Annotated in this window: 18 protein-coding genes; 3 read left to right on the forward strand and 15 right to left on the reverse strand. The window is 69.4% G+C overall.

Translation table 11 applies throughout. The features are described 5' to 3' along the window. Positions 1-38 precede the first annotated feature (38 nt). The 5 genes from AACL56_RS31370 to AACL56_RS31390 all read right to left on the reverse strand — a co-directional run bounded on the left by AACL56_RS31370 (position 39) and on the right by AACL56_RS31390 (position 5,590). The gene (locus AACL56_RS31370) at positions 39-1,343 is read right to left on the reverse strand and encodes a c-type cytochrome (protein WP_339094140.1); all 1,305 of its coding nucleotides are present in this window, start codon (positions 1,341-1,343) and stop codon (positions 39-41) included. Beyond that, positions 1,340-3,598: a xanthine dehydrogenase family protein molybdopterin-binding subunit gene (locus AACL56_RS31375; protein WP_339094142.1), complete on the reverse strand. Its 2,259-nt coding sequence runs from the start codon at positions 3,596-3,598 to the stop codon at positions 1,340-1,342. Before AACL56_RS31375 ends, AACL56_RS31370 begins: the two co-directional genes overlap by 4 nt. Further along, on the reverse strand, positions 3,595-4,098 hold the full coding sequence (locus tag AACL56_RS31380) for a (2Fe-2S)-binding protein (protein WP_339094144.1): 504 nt from the start codon (positions 4,096-4,098) through the stop codon (positions 3,595-3,597). Before AACL56_RS31380 ends, AACL56_RS31375 begins: the two co-directional genes overlap by 4 nt. Positions 4,099-4,284: 186 nt before the next feature. Next, positions 4,285-4,509 carry a DUF1059 domain-containing protein gene (locus AACL56_RS31385; protein WP_339094146.1) on the reverse strand — a complete coding sequence of 75 codons (225 nt, stop codon included), beginning with the start codon at positions 4,507-4,509 and terminating at the stop codon, positions 4,285-4,287. 19 nt (positions 4,510-4,528) lie between these two features. Then, positions 4,529-5,590 carry a class I SAM-dependent methyltransferase gene (locus AACL56_RS31390; RefSeq protein WP_339094148.1) on the reverse strand — a complete coding sequence of 354 codons (1,062 nt, stop codon included), beginning with the start codon at positions 5,588-5,590 and terminating at the stop codon, positions 4,529-4,531. 144 nt (positions 5,591-5,734) lie between these two features. Between AACL56_RS31390 and AACL56_RS31395 the strand changes: the two genes are divergently transcribed. Next, positions 5,735-6,205 (forward strand): helix-turn-helix transcriptional regulator, encoded by a 471-nt coding sequence (locus AACL56_RS31395; RefSeq protein WP_339094150.1) that lies wholly within the window; start codon positions 5,735-5,737, stop codon positions 6,203-6,205. Positions 6,206-6,278: 73 nt separating this feature from the next. Here the strand turns inward: AACL56_RS31395 and AACL56_RS31400 are convergent, their stop codons facing one another. Further along, entirely contained in the window at positions 6,279-6,626 is a 348-nt protein-coding gene (locus AACL56_RS31400; protein WP_339094152.1) for a GFA family protein, read from the reverse strand. A 96-nt stretch (positions 6,627-6,722) separates the two neighbouring features. After that, entirely contained in the window at positions 6,723-7,463 is a 741-nt protein-coding gene (locus AACL56_RS31405) for a GntR family transcriptional regulator (RefSeq protein ID WP_339094154.1), read from the reverse strand. 70 nt (positions 7,464-7,533) lie between these two features. On the opposite strand from AACL56_RS31405, the gene AACL56_RS31410 reads away from it, so the two are divergent. Both AACL56_RS31410 and AACL56_RS31415 read left to right on the forward strand, forming a co-directional pair. Next, a complete protein-coding gene (locus AACL56_RS31410; protein ID WP_339094156.1) occupies positions 7,534-8,115 on the forward strand; it encodes a VOC family protein in 582 nt (193 codons plus the stop codon). Positions 8,116-8,131: 16 nt separating this feature from the next. Next, positions 8,132-8,566: a nuclear transport factor 2 family protein gene (locus tag AACL56_RS31415; RefSeq protein ID WP_339094158.1), complete on the forward strand. Its 435-nt coding sequence runs from the start codon at positions 8,132-8,134 to the stop codon at positions 8,564-8,566. 6 nt (positions 8,567-8,572) lie between these two features. Here AACL56_RS31415 and AACL56_RS31420 read toward each other — a convergent pair whose 3' ends face one another. The 8 genes from AACL56_RS31420 to AACL56_RS31455 are packed head-to-tail and all read right to left on the reverse strand — an operon-like array spanning position 8,573 to position 16,642. Beyond that, positions 8,573-9,655: a CaiB/BaiF CoA transferase family protein gene (locus AACL56_RS31420; protein WP_339094159.1), complete on the reverse strand. Its 1,083-nt coding sequence runs from the start codon at positions 9,653-9,655 to the stop codon at positions 8,573-8,575. Next, the gene (locus tag AACL56_RS31425) at positions 9,652-10,119 is read right to left on the reverse strand and encodes a Zn-ribbon domain-containing OB-fold protein (RefSeq protein WP_339094161.1); all 468 of its coding nucleotides are present in this window, start codon (positions 10,117-10,119) and stop codon (positions 9,652-9,654) included. The genes AACL56_RS31420 and AACL56_RS31425 overlap by 4 nt, the downstream gene beginning before the upstream one ends. Then, the gene (locus tag AACL56_RS31430; protein ID WP_339094163.1) at positions 10,116-11,297 is read right to left on the reverse strand and encodes a thiolase C-terminal domain-containing protein; all 1,182 of its coding nucleotides are present in this window, start codon (positions 11,295-11,297) and stop codon (positions 10,116-10,118) included. Before AACL56_RS31430 ends, AACL56_RS31425 begins: the two co-directional genes overlap by 4 nt. Continuing rightward, the gene (locus AACL56_RS31435; RefSeq protein WP_339094165.1) at positions 11,294-12,586 is read right to left on the reverse strand and encodes a CaiB/BaiF CoA transferase family protein; all 1,293 of its coding nucleotides are present in this window, start codon (positions 12,584-12,586) and stop codon (positions 11,294-11,296) included. Before AACL56_RS31435 ends, AACL56_RS31430 begins: the two co-directional genes overlap by 4 nt. 11 nt (positions 12,587-12,597) lie before the next feature. Then, entirely contained in the window at positions 12,598-13,578 is a 981-nt protein-coding gene (locus tag AACL56_RS31440) for a Bug family tripartite tricarboxylate transporter substrate binding protein (RefSeq protein WP_339094167.1), read from the reverse strand. Between the two features lie 53 nt (positions 13,579-13,631). Further along, on the reverse strand, positions 13,632-14,345 hold the full coding sequence (locus tag AACL56_RS31445) for a FadR/GntR family transcriptional regulator (protein ID WP_339094169.1): 714 nt from the start codon (positions 14,343-14,345) through the stop codon (positions 13,632-13,634). 21 nt (positions 14,346-14,366) lie between these two features. After that, the gene (locus tag AACL56_RS31450) at positions 14,367-15,326 is read right to left on the reverse strand and encodes a PDR/VanB family oxidoreductase (RefSeq protein ID WP_339094171.1); all 960 of its coding nucleotides are present in this window, start codon (positions 15,324-15,326) and stop codon (positions 14,367-14,369) included. After that, positions 15,323-16,642: a Rieske 2Fe-2S domain-containing protein gene (locus tag AACL56_RS31455; RefSeq protein WP_339094173.1), complete on the reverse strand. Its 1,320-nt coding sequence runs from the start codon at positions 16,640-16,642 to the stop codon at positions 15,323-15,325. The genes AACL56_RS31450 and AACL56_RS31455 overlap by 4 nt, the downstream gene beginning before the upstream one ends. Positions 16,643-16,653 lie beyond the last annotated feature (11 nt).

Here is a 16,653-nt window from a genome sequence, read left to right on the forward strand (position 1 = left end):
CCGATAGCACCAACGCGCGATACGGCGCCGTATCGGGCCTATCGCATGCGCTGCTTCGCCACGAACTCCGGAGTCACCGTGGCCTGCTTGTTGCCGAACTGCGCAATCACGTAGTTGGCCAGCGCCGCGACCTCGGTGTCGGTGTAGGCGCTGCCGAAGGCCGGCATGTAGATCTCGCGGTCGCGCGCATGCATGTTCACGCCCTGCAGGATCATCTGCGTGACGTTGGCACCGCTCGGGTCGTTCACGCCGCGCGTGCCCAGCAGTGTCGCGAAGCTGGTCTGCTGGCCTTGCCCGTTCCACTGGTGGCAGCTTGCGCACGCCGCCGCGAACAGGCGCAGCCCCTGCTCGTGGCCTTCGGCGGTGTTGGCCGCGGGCGCGGCCGCGCTGGCGGCCACGGCCCACGGCGGTTTCGCATCGACCTCGATGGGGTCCTTGCCGGACCTGGCGGGCACGGTGCGCAGATAGCTCACGAGCGCCGCGGTGTCCTCGGGCTTCAGGTACTGCAGGCTGTGCTCCACCGCCTCGCCCATGGGGCCCGAAGCCGAGCCGCGGCCGTCGGCATGGCCGGTCGTGAGGTAGGAGGCGATGTCGGCGTCGCTCCACGCGCCGATGCCGTTCTTTGCGTCCGAGGTGATGTTGTAGGCGCGCCAGCCCTGGATGGATTCGCCCGCGAGGTTGTCCCCCTGCTTCATGGCGAAGGCGAAGTTGCGCGGCGTGTGGCACTCGGCGCAATGGGCCAGCGCGGTGGCCAGGTACTTGCCCTGGTTCCATGCGGCCGGCTTCGAGGGATCGGCCTCGAAGCGGCTGCTCTTGAAGAAGGCGGCGTTCCAGAAGCCCATGGCCCAGCGCTGGTTGAACGGGAAGCCGAGGTCGGGCTCCCGGTTCGGCTGGCTCACCTTGGGCAAACTGAACAGGTAGGCCTTGATCGCCAGCACGTCCTTGCGGCTGAGCGCGGTGTACGAGGTGTACGGAAACGCCGGGTACAGGCGGCTGCCGTCCGCGCGCACGCCGTCGTGCAGCGCACGCACGAACTGGTCGTCGCTCCAGTTGCCGATGCCCGTGGCCGGGTCGGCCGTGATGTTCGACGAGTAGATGGTGCCGAAGGGCAGCACGAACGGCAGCCCGCCTGCGAAGGGCTCGCCCTTGCCTGGCACGGTGTGGCACGCGACGCAGTCGGCCATTTTGGCGAGGTATTCGCCGCGCACCAGCAGCGCCGCGTCGGGCTCGGCGCCCGCCAGCACCGGCGCCTCGCCCTCCGAGCTGTCGCTGCGATTCAAGAAGAAGTACAGCGCGGCGCCCACCACGAACAGTGCCACCAGCACCTTGAGCAATCGCTTCATGCCGCGCTCCTTTCGCTGCGCCCGCCGATGGAGGCATCGGCCACCTTCTTCTTCAGCGCGTCCTTGTCCTGCGCCAGCAGCGCGCGGTTCACGGGCAGCGCGCGCAGGCGCACGCCGGTCGCCGCGAAGATGGCGTTGGCCAGCGCCGGCGCGGCAATGGCCGTGCCGACCTCGCCGATGCCGCCGGGCGCCTCGCTGCTCCTGACGGCATGCACCTCCACCGGCGGCGACTCGTTGATGCGCAGCATCCGGTAGTCGTGGAAATTGCTCTGCTCGATGGCGCCGTCGCGCAGCGTGACTTCGCTGAACAACGCGGCGCCCAGGCCGAACAGCAGGCCGCCCTGGATCTGCGCCTCGACCGAGCCCGCATTCACCACGAGGCCGCAGTCGATCGCAACCACCGCGCGGCGCATGCGCACCTCGCCCTGCGGCGACACCTCGACCTCGACCATCGCGCACACGCGGCTGCCGAAGGGGTCGCCGACGGCCACGCCGCGCCCGACACGCGCGGGCAGAGTGCCCTTGCCCCAGCCGATCTTCTCTGCCGCCAGGTCGAGCACCGCGAGCGTGCGCGGGTTCTTCCCGAGCATCGCGCGCCGGTAGGCCACCGGGTCCGTCTTCGCGCGATGCGCCAGTTCGTCGATGAAGCTCTCCATCACGAAGAGGTTGTGCGTCGGTCCCACGCCGCGCCACCAGCCGACATTCAGGCCGGGCGGCATGTCGTGGCGCACCCATTCGACCTTGAGGTTCGGCAGGTCGTAGCATGGCTCGGCCACGCATTCGATCAGGTCGCCGTCCATGCCGTCCTTGCCCATGAAGGCCGGCGCCCAGCGGCCCAGCACCGTGCCGCCCGCGATGCGGTCGCCGAACCAGAGGATCCGGCCGTCGCCGTCCACCACCGCCGAGATGTCGTCGTGGTACATCGGGCGCACGATGTCGTGGCGGATGTCTTCCTCGCGCGTCCACACCACCTTCAGCGGATAGGGCACCTGCCTCGCGAAGGCTACGGCCTGCTCGACCGAATCGGTCTCCAGCCGCCGCCCGAAGCCGCCGCCGAGGTACTGGTTGTGCAGCACCACCTTGTCTTCGGCGAGGCCGGTGATCTTCGCGGCCACCCCGACGCAGCGCGCCGGCACCTGCGTGCCGACCCAGATCTCGCACGCGTCGGGCCGCACGTGCACCGTGGTGTTCAGCGGTTCCATGGTCGCGTGCGCCAGCATCGGCGAGTCGTAAGTGGCCTGCACCAGCGTGCCTTCGGGCCGCTTGCCGGTTTCCTTGCCGACGATGGCCTTGCCGCTGGCCAGCGCACCGGCGAGCGCCGAACGCAGCTGGCGCGTGGTGAGCGCGGCGTTCTGCCCGGGCGTCCAGCGGATCTTCAGCGCGTCGAGCCCTTTCCTCGCAGCCCAGAAATGTTCACCCACGACGGCGACCGCGTCCTTGATGCGGATCACGTCGATCACGCCCGGGATGGCACGCGCCGCCTTGTCGTCCACCGAGGCCAGCACGCCGCCGAGCGTGGGGCAGGCCCTGACCGTGGCCACCTTCATGCCGGGCACGCGCACATCGAGCCCGAACTGCGTGCTGCCGTCGACCTTGCCGGCCGAATCGACACGGCGCAGCGGCTGGCCGATGAGCCTGAAGTCCTTCTGCTCCTTCAGCGCGACCTTCTCGGGCATCGGCAATTGCGCGGCGCTGGCGGCGAGCGCGCCGAAGCCGAGCTGCCGGCCCGAGCCCGCGTGGCTCACCACTCCGCGTGCCACGGTGCAGCTGGCCGGCTCGACCTTCCATTGCATGGCCGCGGCGCTCACCAGCAGCGTGCGAGCCACGGCGCCGGCTTCGCGCAGCACGCCGTAGGTGCCGCGCGTGCTGGTCGAGCCGCCGGTGATCTGGCCGCCCAGCAGCGGCATGCCGTAGAGGGCTTCGTTCGGCGGCGAATGTTCCACGCGCACCTGGTCGAGGTCCACGCCGAGCTCCTCGGCCAGCAGCATCGCCGAGCCGGTGTAGATCGCCTGGCCCATCTCGACCATCGGCATCACCAGGCGCACGCCGCCGTCGGCATCGATGCGGATGAAGGCATTCGGCGCGAACGGCGGATTGCCGTCCGCCAGCGCGGCGGCCGCATCGGCGGGTTGCCGGCGCGGGCTGATGGCCGCGAACGCCTTGCTGCCGCCGATCCAGGTGAAGGCCAGCGCGAGGCCGCCGGCCTGGAGTGCGCTGCGGCGGTTGATGCCGGCCGTGCCGGCGGCGGGCTTCACGACGCGCTCCTTGCAGGCATCGCCACCACCGACTGCAGCACCTCGGGCTTGCCGGTGGCAGCCTGCTTGATGGCCGCGCGGATGCGCGAATAGGTGCAGCACCGGCAGACATTGCCCGACATGGCCATGTCGATGTCGGCGTCGCTCGGGTTGGGCGTGCGCTGGATGAGCGCCGCGGCCGACATGACCTGGCCCGACTGGCAGTAGCCGCACTGCACCACGTCCACCTCGAGCCAGGCCTTCTGCACGCGCTGGCCGGCAGGGGTCTTCGAGATGGCTTCGATGGTGGTGACGGCCCGCTTGCCGATGCTGCCGATGGGCAGCACGCACGAGCGCACGGGCTGGCCGTCGAGGTGCACGGTGCAGGCGCCGCACTGCGCGATGCCGCAACCGAACTTGGTGCCGGTGAGTCCGACGATGTCGCGCAATGCCCAGAGCAGAGGCATGTCGTCGGGGGCGTCGATGGCGACGGACTGACCGTTGATGAGAAGGTCGATCATGAGCCTGCCTTTTTTGAGGTTCGCCGTGGGGTGGCAGCGAACCATAGCGCGTCTTTGCAAAGCGCGCTTGGCGGGCACCGCGACGCTCGGGCGCGCGGCTCGGGTTTCAGCAGGCGGCGCCCGTTGCGGGCAGCCGGAGGTACTCGTCCGCGCAGCGGGCACCCGACGCGCGAACCGGTTTGCGGATCAGGCTGCCACCTTCTGAGCGGCCGGCGCCTGCAGCGGCGGCGTGCCGCTCCTGAACAGGGTCGCCAGTTGCCGGCGAAGCTCGGGCGTGTCGGTATGGCCGTGCACGGCCACCGCATGCTGCACCGCGGCATCCAGCAGTTCTCCCTCGGTGTCGGCGCTGAGCGCGACACTGCAGTTCATCGTGCTCGGAAACTCGCGGCAGTCGATGTATTGGCGTGGCATGGCAGCTCCTGGTGTGTCGTCAAGGACGGGCTTCGAAGATCAGGTTGAAGGGGGTCTGGCTCGCGCGGCGGAAGCGCGTGAAGCCGCCTTGAGCGACGACCTCGGCGATGCGCGCCTCGCCTGCCTGTGCACCGAGGCACAGGCCGACCTCCTGCGAGCGCGAAGCCGGTGTGCAGATGAAGCTCGATGCCGAATAGAACACCCGCCCCACCGGGTTGAGGTTGTCCTCGAGCCGGTCGTTGGCAAAGGGCTCGACGATCATCCACGTGCCTTGAGGTTTGAGGCTGCGCCGCACGTGCGTCGCTGCGCCGACGGGGTCGCCCATGTCGTGCAGGCAGTCGAACACCGCGACCATGTCGTAGTCGTCTCCGGGAAAGTCCTTGGCGCTGGCCACTTCGAAGCGCAGGCGCTGCGCGTCGTCGATACCTGCCTTTCGCGCGGTCTCGCGTGCGTGCTCGATGGAAGGCGCGTGGTAGTCGAAGCCGATGAAGCTCGACTTCGGATAGGCCTGCGCCATCAGCAGCGTCGATGCGCCGTGGCCGCAGCCCACGTCGGCCACGTGCGCACCGCGCTCGAGCAGCGGCGCGACGCCTTCCAGCGCGGGAATCCACTGGCTCGCGAGGTTGGCCGCGTAGCCGGGCCGGAAGAATCGCTCGGTACCGTGGAAGAGGGATGCATCGTGCTCGTGCCAGCCGATGCCCAGGCCGGTGCGCATGGCCTGGACCATCTTGGGAATGATCCTGAACTGCGCGACCGCGATCTGGAAGGCGCCGGGTATGAACGCCGGACTGCCTTCCTGTGCGAGGGCGAAGGCCTGCTCCTCCGACAGCGAGAACATCTCGCCCTGCGGCTCGTACTGCACATAGCCGCTGGCGGCCTGGGCGCAGAGCCATTCGCGCAAGTAGCGCGGATCGGTCCCGGTGCGGCGCGCGAGCGTCTCGGCGCTGGCCGGGCCTTCGGCCAAGGCCTTGTACAGGCCCAGCTGGTCGCCCACGACGACGGTGGCGGCATGCATCACGGCGCCCAGGTCGTGAACGAAGTTACCCATGAACGCGTTAAGCCGTGTTTCGTCGATGGCCATGTGTGTCCCCTTCGTCCGCAGGCGCCATGCGCGGCCTTCGCGTGCCTATACTGGATCGGCGGCGAGGGCCTGCGAGCATCCTGCGTCCCGATGCGCGCGGGCGCCATACGCAGCAATGCGTATGCGTCGTGAAAGGAACATGCCATGACGCACTTGACGCGCAAGGACTGTGCAAGCGCGCTGCGCTTGCTGGAGCAACTGGAGTCCGGATGCTCGCCGGTGCGAAGGGGCACGCGAATGGCCGATGCGCTGCCGGGCCGCCGCGGATGGCGCCGTCGTTCGATGCGCGCCGACGACTATCGCCGCGCGGGCCTCGAGCACGCGGTCGCGGTGGCTTTCCTTTACCGCCTGGCGTGTCACGTCGAACTGCCGCTGCCTGCGGCGCCCGATGACGTGGCGCCGACCGTCCTCACGCCGCGAGAAGTCGATGTGATGCACTGGGTGTCGCGCGGCAAGACCGATGCGGAGATCGCCGCCCTGCTGGAGATAAGCCCGCGCACGGTCCACAAGCATCTGGAGCACATCTACGTGAAGCTGGGCGTGGAGACGCGCACGGCGGCGGTGATGCGCACGCTCGCGATGGGCAGGCCTCGCGCGCCGTGGCCGGCATCGTGATGGTGCGGCCCAGCCGTCGATGGCGAAGCGCTTGCGGGTGTGCGCCGCGCCTGGCTGCGGCACCTTCAGGCGCTCACATCGAGCGGCCGTCGAACTGCTTCACGGGGATGGCCTGGAGGTCGATGCCTTCGATGCAGCGCAGGTTGATGGCGGCCATGGGCTCGCCCTTGGGCGTGCTGGCTTCGCCGTAGGGATGGATGCCGCAGGTCGGGCAGAAGCGGTGCTTGATGACGTGCTTGTTGAACAGGTAGGTCGATGCGTTCTGTTCGGGCGTGAGCAGATGCAGCGCGTCGCGCGGCACGAACCACATCAGCGTGCCCTTGCGCTGGCACATCGAGCAGTTGCATGCGGTGGCCGTTCCGATTTCTCCTTCGGCCTCGAAGCGGATGGCGCCGCAATGGCAGCTTCCCTGGTACTTCATGTCCCGTCTCCTGTTGATTGTCAACCGGCGGGTTGAGTATTCGGCAGGTTCGCGGCCGTTGTCAAGGGCGCAGCGGTTCGGGCGCAGAGCGACCGGTCAGCCGCGCGGCGCAATGCAGAGCGCGTCCGCGTGGGACAGCAGCGTGTCGATCGAATCGTTGAGCCGCTGAACCGCGAGCGGCACGTCGCGGCTCACCACGGCCTCCATGATCTCGCGGTGCTCCGTGCGCGTGTGTTCGAGGTCGCGCTCGCGCACGTTGAGGCGGCGGTAGCGGTCGGACGCGTCGAACAGCAGTTCATGGAAATCGATCAGCCATTTCGACGGGCAGGCCGCGATCAGCGATGCATGGAACCTGCGGTGCAGCACCTCCCATTCGCGATGGGTCTGGCCGGTGGGCGAGGTCATGGGGCAGCGCCACATGCGGTGGTAGGCCAGCACCACCTCGTCTTCCCAGGCCTGGTCGCCATGCAGGAGCGATTCGCGCACCACCACTTCATTGAGCAGCCGGCGCGCACGTACGAGGTCGATGAGGTCGTCGCGCGACAGCGCCGCCACGCGGAAGCCCCGGCGCTCGAACTGCTCGACCAGCCGCACCGAGATGAGCCGGTTGAGCGCCTCGCGGATCGGGCTCGCGCCCACCTCGTAGCGCGCCTCGAGCGCTTCGATGCGCAGCTTCTCGCCCGGCGCCAGCCGGCCTTCGAGGATGTCTTCGCGCAGGCGTTCGAACACCATGCTCGCGCGCGTGGCGCCTTGCAGTTCTTCGGTGGGCGATGGCGGGTTCTGGCTCATGGCATCGGGTGTGTCGCTCGGGTTTGTACCGAGCAGGGTCGGCAGCATGCGTAAATATTATCGATAAAAATAGAGATCAGGTCGTTCAATCCTCTTTTATCGATAAAAGGTGACATTCATGGCCGCCGGCATTCGCCCCACCACGTTCGCGCACATCGTCTACCGCACGTACCGCTTCGAGCAGATGCTGGTCTGGTACACCTCGGTGTTCTGCGCCAAGGTGCAGTACCAGAACCCGGTGATCGCCTTCGTCACCTACGACGACGAACACCATCGCGTGGCGCTGTTGAATCTCGGGCTGATGAAGGGCCCTTCGGAGGCCGCGGCTCCGCGCGGCCAGCCGGGCGTCGATCACGTGGCCTACGGCTTCGGTTCGCTGCGCGAGCTGCTCGACAAGCATGCCGAGCTCAAGGCCCAGGGCATCGTGCCGTACTGGTGCGTGCACCATGGCATCACTGTGTCGCTGTACTACGCGGACCCCGACGGCAACCAGATGGAATTCCAGACCGACAGCTACACCACGAACGACGCCGCCAATGCGTTCATGCACGGCCCGCATTTCGAGACCAACCCCATTGGCGTGGAGTTCGACCCCGACGAGATGCGCGCGCGGCTGGACGCCGGCGAGGACGTGGCCACGCTGCTGCTGCGCACCACGCACCTGCCGGTGGCGGACGTGCGCGGCTCGATGATGGGTTGAACGCGTGGAACGGGACATGCCAGCCATGCCGGCGAGCCGGCTCGAGGACGAGGCTGCATGCGCGCGGCTGTGCATCGACTTCGCGAACCATCTCGATGCGCGGCGCTACGAGCGGGTGCTGGGCCTTTTCACCGAAGATGCGGCGCTCGACCGCATGGGCAACGTGTCGCAGGGCCGCGCGGAGATCGCGCGCTTCCTGGCGGGGCGGCCCGTGCAGACGACCACGCGCCACGTGTGCTCGAACATCCGCGTGAGCTTCGAAGGCGAGCCCGAAGGAGAGGCCGGCGGCGTCTGCTACGTGCTTTTCTTCCAGGGCGCGGATGATGCCGACGGTGGGGCTCCACGGCTGTCGGGGCCGCCCTCGGTGGTCGAGTACCACGACAGGTTCAGGCGCACGCCGGACGGCTGGAAGATCCACTCGCGGCGCATTTGCATGGCCATCCGCGCCTGAGCGCGCTCAGCCCCAGCGCGCCAGCACGTCCGACATGGCTGTCGCCTGCGACGGCGCAGGCCCCTGGACCGCCGATGGCGTGCGCGAGAAGCGCGGCGCGGGCGCAGGATGTGCCACGCCGTCCACATCGACGAAGGCCTCGCGTGCGCGCTGGTGCGGATGCGCCGGCGCCTCGCTCAGCGCCAGCACCGGCGCAAAGCAGGCGTCGCTGCCTTCGAGCCGCGCGGTCCAGTCGTCGCGGGTGCGCGTTCGGAAGATGCGCTCGAGTTCCGCGCGCAACGCCGGCCATTGCGCGCGGTCGTGCTGCGCGCCTCGCAACGCGGGGTCGACGCCGATGCGTTCGCACAGGTCGGCGAAGAACTGGGGCTCGAGCGGTCCGATGCATACGTGGCGCGCGTCCGCCGTCTCGTAGGTGCCGTAGTAGGGCGCTCCGCCGTCCAGCGCATTGCTGCCGCGCGCCTCGGCGAAGCTGCCGCGCATCGCGCTGGTCGCGAACAGGCTCATCAGCGAGGTCACGCCGTCGGTGATGGCCGCATCCACCACCTGCCCGCGGCCCGAGCGCCGCGCTTCGTGCAGCGCAGCGAGGATGCCGACGACCAGGTAGAGGCTGCCGCCGCCGTAGTCGCCCACCAGGTTGAGCGGCGGCACCGGCGCGCCGCCCGCCGGGCCGATGGCATGCAGTGCGCCGGTCAGCGCGATGTAGTTGATGTCGTGCCCGGCCGCCTGTGCGAGCGGGCCGTGCTGGCCCCAGCCGGTCATGCGGCCGTACACCAGCTGCGGGTTGCGCGCTGCCACCGCGTCAGGCCCGAGGCCCAGGCGTTCCATCACGCCCGGGCGAAAGCCTTCGACCAGCACGTCGGCACGCTCGAGCAGGTGCAGCACCTCCTCGCGTGCCTGCGGGTTCTTCAGGTCGACCAGCACCACGGTGCGGCCGCGCCCGGTGATGTCGGTGCGATCGCCGAGCTTGCGGCCGGGCCGGTCGACGGTGACCACGTCGGCACCCATGTCGGACAGCAGCATGCAAGCGAAGGGGCCGGGACCGAGCCCGGCGAACTCGACCACCTTCAGGCCGTTCAACGGTCCGTTCATCGAGCGTCCTTAGTGTGCAGCCGCCATTGCAGCAGCGAGAAAGGCGGTTGCGCGCCGGCATGGTGCTCGTACACGCCTTCGACCTCCGCGCCGATCCGCACTTCCTGCATCGGGTCGCCCAGCAGGTTGCCGACCATGCGCACCAGGCCCGCGTGCGGCAGTTCCACCAGCACCACGAGGTAGGCGCCGTGCCCCTTCAGCGCAGCATGTGCCGGGTGCCAGACGCGCTCCCAGCTGTATACGCGTCCGCGCGGCGCCACGTCTTCCCACGGCGGATCGAAGGCATGGCAGTGGTGGCAGATCCATTCGGGTCCGAACTGCCAGGTGCCGCATGCGGCGCAATGCTGCACGCGCAGGCGGCGCTCGCGCAGCCCCGACCAGTAGGGCTCGGACAGTCCGTCGGGCTCGGGCGCCGGAACCGGCAGGCCGGGCGGAAGGTAGCGGGTGGGGGTCGTGTCGTTCACAGCACGTTCTCCGATGCCAGCAGGAGGTCGCTCACCGGTGTCACCATCGGCCCGCCGATCACGAGTGCCACGTCGCTGCGCGCCGCCTGGCTCGTGGAGGTGCCGCGCACCTGGCGCACGGCCTCCAGCACGAGTTCGAAGCCGTGCATGTAGCACTCGGCAAGATTGCCGCCGCTGGTGTTCAGCGGCAGCCGTCCCGAGGGCGCGACGAGGTTGTCCAGCGTGAGGAATTCGTTCGCTTCCTCCGGCGCGAAGAAGCCGTGCTCGGCCAGTGCCATCGCCACGCCGCCGGTGAAGTTCTCGTAGCTCTGCACCACGCCCACGTCGGCGGGCGCGATACCGGCCATGGCGTAGAGATCGGGCGCCACGGTGTCGAAGCCGGCGCTGCCGTAGCGCGGCGCATTGTGGGGCGCAGCGCCGGCGCGGTGCCCCGAGCCCGTCGCCGCACCGAGGACGTACGCGGGCTTGCGTGCGAAGTCGCGGGCGCGCTCCGCGGCCACCAGCACGATGGCCGCTGCGCCGTCGTTCTCCATGCAGCAGTCGTAGAGATGGAAGGGCTCGGCGATCCAGCGCGAGGCGTCGTAGGTCTCGGCGCTCAGCGGCTTGCCGTGCATCACCGCGCGCGGGTTGGCCTGCGCGTGGTGGTACGACGCGAGCGCGATGGCGCGCATCGCCTCCTGGCGAACGCCGTGCTCATGCATGAAGCGGCGCGCGCGCATCGCGAAACGTTGCGGTGGCGACAGCACGCCGTAGGGCATCAGGTAGGCCTTCTCGCCCGCTACGCTGTCGATGCCCGCCACTTGGCCGAAGCGCCCGTGCTGCCCTTGCGCCAGCGCGCGGAAAACGACCACGCAATCGGCCAGGCCGGCCGCGATGGCGGCGGCGCCGTTGGCCACCGCCGCGCAGCAACCGCCGCCACCGCCGCCCCATTGCATGGTGGCGCTGCGCAGGCGGCGGATGCCCAATGCCGCGGCGAGCCGCGAGGCGTCGCTGCGGTCGTCGCTGTAGGAAGCGAAACCGTCGATCTCGCGCGGATCGAGTCCCGCGTCCTCGCAAGCCGCGAGGATGGCCTTCAGCGCGAGCTTGAACTCCGCATCGGGCGACTGGCTGTGCTTGTAGTAGCGGGTCTCGCCGATGCCGACGACCGCCACCCGGCCTCGCAGCGATCGCACGCTCATGCCGGTGCGTCCGCGGTCTCGTGGCGTGCGGCGGGCGGGCCGAACGCGCCGGCCTGCGCCAGCGACGCGAGCCGCTCGTCGCCGTAGCCGAGCGCTTCGCGCAGCACCTCGTGCGTGTGCTGCCCGACGGTCGGCGCCGCCACCGGGTCCGCGATGGGCGTGCGTCCGTAGCGGATGGGCAGCGCCATGTTCGGCACCCAACCCACGGCCGGGTGCGGAATGCGCGTGACCAGCCGGCGCTCGCGTGCCTCCGGCGAGCGGATCGCCTCGCCGACCGAGCGCACCTCGCCGCACGGCACGCCGGCCGCGCGCATGCGGGCCTGCCAATGCGTCCACGGCTGCTGCGCAAAGGCTTCGCCGAGCAGCGCGAACAGCGCCTCGCGCCGCGCGGAGCGCTCGCGCCCCGTGGCGTAGGCCGGGTCGGCCGCCACGTCGGGCCGCTCGATCACCTGCGTCATGAGCCGCTGGAAGATCTTGTTGTTGCCGCAGTTGATGTAGAACGACCGGTCCTTCGCCTCGAACACGCCCGACGGACAGGTGTCCGGGCTGGTGTTGCCGTGCCGCTGGGGCTCGGCGCCGCTGAACACGTGCTGCAGCGTGGCGTAGCCCGTCATCAGCACCGCGTTGTCGAACAGAGCCACTTCCATCGACTGCCCGCGGCCGGTGCGCTCGCGCGCCACCAGTGCGCCCAGGATGGCGTTGCAGGCCATCATCGCGGTGCTGATGTCCATCACCGGCGACAGCGCGCGCACGCCCTGGCGGTCGGCATAGCCGTTCATCGACACGAAGCCGCTCTCGGCCTGCGCGATGGGATCGAAGCCGAGCCGGTCGGCGAACGCGCCGTCGCGGCCATACGCGGACACCGAGCAGTACACGACCTCGGGATTGGTCCTGCGGATGCTCTCGTAGTCGAGCCCGAAGCGCGCCATCACGCCGCTGGAGAAGTTCTCGACCACCACGTCGGCCGACGCGGCCAGCGCGCGCGCCACCTCCAGGCCTTCGGGCGTCTTCAGGTCGAGCGCCACGCTGCGCTTGTTGCGGTTCGACCAGAGGAACGGCGCACCCTGCGCCAGATCGGGGTGCACCGGCGGGTACTGGCGGAAGTCGTCGCCGCGGCCCGGCGCCTCGATCTTGAGCACGTCGGCGCCCATGTCGCCCAGCATCATCGTGGCGAAGGGCCCCGCGATGAAATGGGTGAAATCGACCACCTTGATGCCGTCGAGCGCCTTCGGCGCACCGGCGGGGCGGGGCGTGTGTTCGGGAAAATCGCTTGCGATGTCGTCGAGCATGGATCGGGGTCTCACATCTGGATGTTGGCTTTGCGCACGACCGGGCCCCACTGCGCCATCTCGTCGCGAATGAGCTTGTCGAGTTCCTGCGGCGTGCTGCTGCGCGCTTCCACGTTGCGGTCGGCGAACATCTTTCGCACCTCGGGCCGCGCGACCGCGGTGGCGACGGCGGCCTGCAGCTTGTCGACCACGTCCTTCGGCGTGTCCTTCGGTGCGAGCACGCCGAACCAGGCTGAGCTGCGGAAGCCGGGCACGTCGTCCGCGATGGCCGGCAGGCCGGGGACGGTGTCGGTCGGCTTGAGGGTGCCCACCGCGAGGTAGCGCACCTTGCCGGAGTTGACGAGCGTCGCGCCGTCGAGCCCGGTGACGAAGGCGGCCTGCAACTGGCCGCCGGCGAAGGCGGTCATCATCGGTGCGCCGCCGTTGTAGGGAATGTGTTGCAGCCGCAGACCCGCGGCGTCGTTGAAGTATTCGGCCGACAGGTGCGACAGGGAGCCGTTGCCGACCGAGCCGATGTTCAGCGACGTGCCGTTCTTCTTCGCGTAGGCGAGGAACTCCTTCATCGTCTTCGCGGGGCTGTCGGCCGGCACGGCGAGGATCATCGGCGTGATCGCCACGGTGGAGATGGGCCGCAGGTCCTTCAGCTCGTCGTAGGGCACCTTGCGCATCAGTCCGACCACCGCATTGGGCCCGGTGTTGCCGAACACCAGCGTGTAGCCGTCGGGCGCTGCCTTGGCCACGAAGTCGACGCCGATGGTGCCGCCCGCGCCGGGCTTGTTCTCGACGATGACCGTCTGGCCCAGCGTCTCGCTCATCGACTGCTGGATGGCGCGCGCGAGCTGGTCGGTGCTGCCGCCGGCCGCATAGGGAACGATCATGCGGATCGGCTTGCTCGGGAAGCTGCCTTGCGCGAAGGCGGGAAGCATGCCCGCGGCGAGCGAGAGGCCTGCGGCGCACAGCAGCGCGCGGCGGTGGAAGAGGGCGGGTTTCATGGGGCGTTGTCTCCTTGTCTTGTGATTGCGTGGGTGAATTCTTCGATCGACAGTCAATCGCCGAGCACGGTCGACCAGTAGCTGCGCGCGCGGTCCATGTGCCGCAGGATCAGCAGCTGCGCCTTGGCCGAATCGCGCTCGCGGATGTGTGCGAACAGGCGCTGGTGGTCGCGCAGCGAGGCGCCGCCCTGCACCGTGTCCTCGAACATCGCTTCGCGGCGGCGGCCGGTGAAGCGGTAGAAGGCGTGCAGCACGCGCACCAGCACCGAGTTGTGCGTGGCGTCCACCAGCGCGATGTGGAAGTCGGTGTCGGCCGCCGCGATGTTGCCGTTCTGCGCCAGCACCTCTTCCGTGCGGCGCAGCACGGCCTGCATGCGGTCCAGGTCGGCGTCGGTGCGGCGCTGGCAGGCAAGCCCGGCGGCCAGCACCTCGAGATGGCCGCGCACCTCCATGGTCTCGGCCACCTCGACCGGCGTCGGCGTGCCGCCCATGTCGGTGAGCATCACCAGCGCCTCGAAGCTGGCTTCGCGCTCCACGTGCCGCAGGTAGATGCCCGAGTTGGGGCGCGACTCGACGATGCGCAGCGTGGCCAGGGTGGCGAGCGCCTCTCGCACCGCGTTGCGGCCCACGCCCAGCCGCTCGGCCAGGTCGCGCTCGGACGGCAGCCGGTCGCCGGGCTGCAGCCGGCGGTCGCGCAGGTAGGCGAGGATGCCGGCAACGGCACCATGGCCGCTGCCGGCTTCGTGCGCTTCGGTGGTGGTGGTCATGGCGTGGTTCGTGCCGTCGGCTCAGAGATCGAGCACCAGCGTCTTCGAGCGCGCACCCGAGCAGCAGATCATGATGCTGTCGTTGGCCTGCTTCTCCTGCGGGCTCAGGAAGTCGTCGCGGTGGTCGGGTTCGCCCGAGACCACCTGCGTGCGGCAGGTGCCGCACACGCCCGCCGTGCAGGCGTAGGGCACGTCGACGGCGTGGTCGAGCAGCGTGTCCAGGATGGTCTTGCCCGGCGCGACGGCGAACCGCTCGCCGCTTCGGTTGAGCACCACGTCGTAGCCGCCTTCGGTGGCGGCCTCGCTGGTGGCGGCGAAGCGCTCGAAGTGCACCGTGCCCGCGGGTCGCGTGGCGCAGGCCGCGATGAAGGCGTCGATCATGCGCGCCGGGCCGCAGCAGTACAGGTGGGTCTCGGGCGGTGCGTTGCGCACGATGGCGGCGATGTCGAGCCGGTCGATGCGCGAGGAGCCGAAGCAGAAGTCGACCTCGCGGTCGTCGCCGGCCATTGCGCGCAGCGCATCGGCATACGCCGTTTCGCGCGGCGAGCGGCTTGCGTAGTGCAGCCGCCATGGCCGGCCGAGTTCGCGCAGCCGGCGCAGCATCGACATGACTGGCGTGATGCCGATGCCGCCCGCGATGAACACCGAATGCGGTGCGTCTTCGACCAGCGCGAAGTCGTTGCTCGGCGGCGTGGCGCGCAGCCGGTCGCCCACGCGCGGCGCGCTGTGCATCCAGGCCGAGCCGCCCTGGCCGTCGGCGTCGTGCTGAACCGCCACCACGTAGCGTCCGCCGTCGGACGGTGCATTCACCAGCGAGTAGCTGCGGACCATGCCGTGCGGCAGGTGCAGGTCGATGTGCGCGCCGGCGCTGAAGGCGGGCAGGCTGGCGTCGTTGGCCGAGACGAACTCGTACGACGCGATGCCCTCGGCCTCCAGCCGGATCTGCCGCAGGCGCAGGTCGATCGGGGCGGGCATGCTCATGGCGTGTAACCGAAATCGGCGCCCAGGCGCGCGGTCATCAGTTCGCGCCCCGACTCGTTCCACGAATCTCCGGCGGGCAGCGTGAGCGACACGGCACGCACCATCGGCAGGTCGGGGTCGTCGATGCGCGGCGGGCGCTGCTGGCGCGACGCCAGGTTGCGCACGGTTTCCAGCAGCAGCCGACGCGTCATCGCGATGCCGGTGTCGCTCATGCCCAGGTGCTCCTTCGACCGGTCGTAGATGGGCGCCACGCCCGACTGGCATGCGGCGTCCTGCACCCACAGACCGGGCAGGCCCGAGAACCAGGTCTTGGTCTGCGCGTCGTAGTTGAAGAGGAACGCGCTCTGCAGGTTGAACCGGGTCCAGTACTTCGCATACGGCTCGGTGGCCGGACGCGGCGCATAGGCGTTCACGCTGGGGTGCCCGGTCTCGCGGCCGGCATGGCCGTTGTCGAAGATCTTGCGGGTCTTCTCGTAGAACGGCTGCGAGGGGTGGTACGAGAACATGATGCACAGCGTGTGGTGGTCGTCCAGCGGCACCCAGGCGTGGCCGCTGAGCTCCGGGTACTGCGACTGCGGCGGCACCAGGGTGTAGAACGGCAACAGGAACTGGTTCACGCGCCAGTAGTGCGTGCGCTCGTCGAGCACGCGCTTGGACGCCACGCTCATGCCGAAGTCCTGGCGCTTGCATTCGAAGGTGGGGCGCAGGTCCTTCTTGGCGGTCCAGTCGCTGATGGCGCCCTGCTGGTCGATGCGGCCGTGCAGGATGGGCGCATGCGCGGAGTCGATCTCGCCTTCGACCGCCTGCAGCCAGTTGCACTCCTGCACGCGGAAGCTCACGTACACGTTCTCCTCGGGCACGAGGTTCCATTCGAGGTTGGGCAGCGGCGGCAGGTTGTCGCGGTCGGGGCCCATGTAGGTCCACGCGATGCCGTTGCGTTCGCGGCAGGGGTAGTTCTTGATCTGTACCGTGTCCTTCAGCCGGCTCTGCGCAGGTTCGGCCGGCGTGTCGAGCACATGGCCATCGACGCCGAACTTCCAGCCGTGATAGATGCAGCGCACGCCGCAGTCCTCGTTGCGGCCGAACACCAGCGGTGCGCCGCGGTGCGGGCAGGCGTGGTCGATCAGGCCGATGCGGCCTTCGGTGTCGCGAAAGGCGAGCAGGTCCTCGCCGAGCAGGCGCACGCGTTGCGGCTGGCCGTCGGCCTGCAGGTCGCGGCTCGGCAGGAAGGGAATCCAGTAGAGGCGCATCAGCTGCCCCATGGGGGTGTCGGGGCCGACGCGGACCAGGGTTTCGTTGTCTTCGTGGGAGAGCATGGGGCGCGTTT

Origin of the sequence: Variovorax paradoxus, from assembly GCF_902712855.1 — a bacterium.
Taxonomy (GTDB): Bacteria; Pseudomonadota; Gammaproteobacteria; order Burkholderiales; family Burkholderiaceae_C; genus Variovorax; species Variovorax paradoxus_Q.

Bases quoted from the DNA above. Each gene is read 5' to 3' on its own strand.
- AACL56_RS31370 (WP_339094140.1), bottom strand. From the start codon at position 1,343: ATGAAGCGATTGCTCAAGGTGCTGGTGGCACTGTTCGTGGTGGGCGCC.
- AACL56_RS31380 (WP_339094144.1), bottom strand. From the start codon at position 4,098: ATGATCGACCTTCTCATCAACGGTCAGTCCGTCGCCATCGACGCCCCC.
- AACL56_RS31385 (WP_339094146.1), bottom strand. From the start codon at position 4,509: ATGCCACGCCAATACATCGACTGCCGCGAGTTTCCGAGCACGATGAAC.
- AACL56_RS31390 (WP_339094148.1), bottom strand. From the start codon at position 5,590: ATGGCCATCGACGAAACACGGCTTAACGCGTTCATGGGTAACTTCGTT.
- AACL56_RS31395 (WP_339094150.1), top strand. From the start codon at position 5,735: ATGACGCACTTGACGCGCAAGGACTGTGCAAGCGCGCTGCGCTTGCTG.
- AACL56_RS31400 (WP_339094152.1), bottom strand. From the start codon at position 6,626: ATGAAGTACCAGGGAAGCTGCCATTGCGGCGCCATCCGCTTCGAGGCC.
- AACL56_RS31405 (WP_339094154.1), bottom strand. From the start codon at position 7,463: ATGCTGCCGACCCTGCTCGGTACAAACCCGAGCGACACACCCGATGCC.
- AACL56_RS31410 (WP_339094156.1), top strand. From the start codon at position 7,534: ATGGCCGCCGGCATTCGCCCCACCACGTTCGCGCACATCGTCTACCGC.
- AACL56_RS31415 (WP_339094158.1), top strand. From the start codon at position 8,132: ATGCCAGCCATGCCGGCGAGCCGGCTCGAGGACGAGGCTGCATGCGCG.
- AACL56_RS31420 (WP_339094159.1), bottom strand. From the start codon at position 9,655: ATGAACGGACCGTTGAACGGCCTGAAGGTGGTCGAGTTCGCCGGGCTC.
- AACL56_RS31430 (WP_339094163.1), bottom strand. From the start codon at position 11,297: ATGAGCGTGCGATCGCTGCGAGGCCGGGTGGCGGTCGTCGGCATCGGC.
- AACL56_RS31435 (WP_339094165.1), bottom strand. From the start codon at position 12,586: ATGCTCGACGACATCGCAAGCGATTTTCCCGAACACACGCCCCGCCCC.
- AACL56_RS31440 (WP_339094167.1), bottom strand. From the start codon at position 13,578: ATGAAACCCGCCCTCTTCCACCGCCGCGCGCTGCTGTGCGCCGCAGGC.
- AACL56_RS31445 (WP_339094169.1), bottom strand. From the start codon at position 14,345: ATGACCACCACCACCGAAGCGCACGAAGCCGGCAGCGGCCATGGTGCC.
- AACL56_RS31450 (WP_339094171.1), bottom strand. From the start codon at position 15,326: ATGAGCATGCCCGCCCCGATCGACCTGCGCCTGCGGCAGATCCGGCTG.
- AACL56_RS31455 (WP_339094173.1), bottom strand. From the start codon at position 16,642: ATGCTCTCCCACGAAGACAACGAAACCCTGGTCCGCGTCGGCCCCGAC.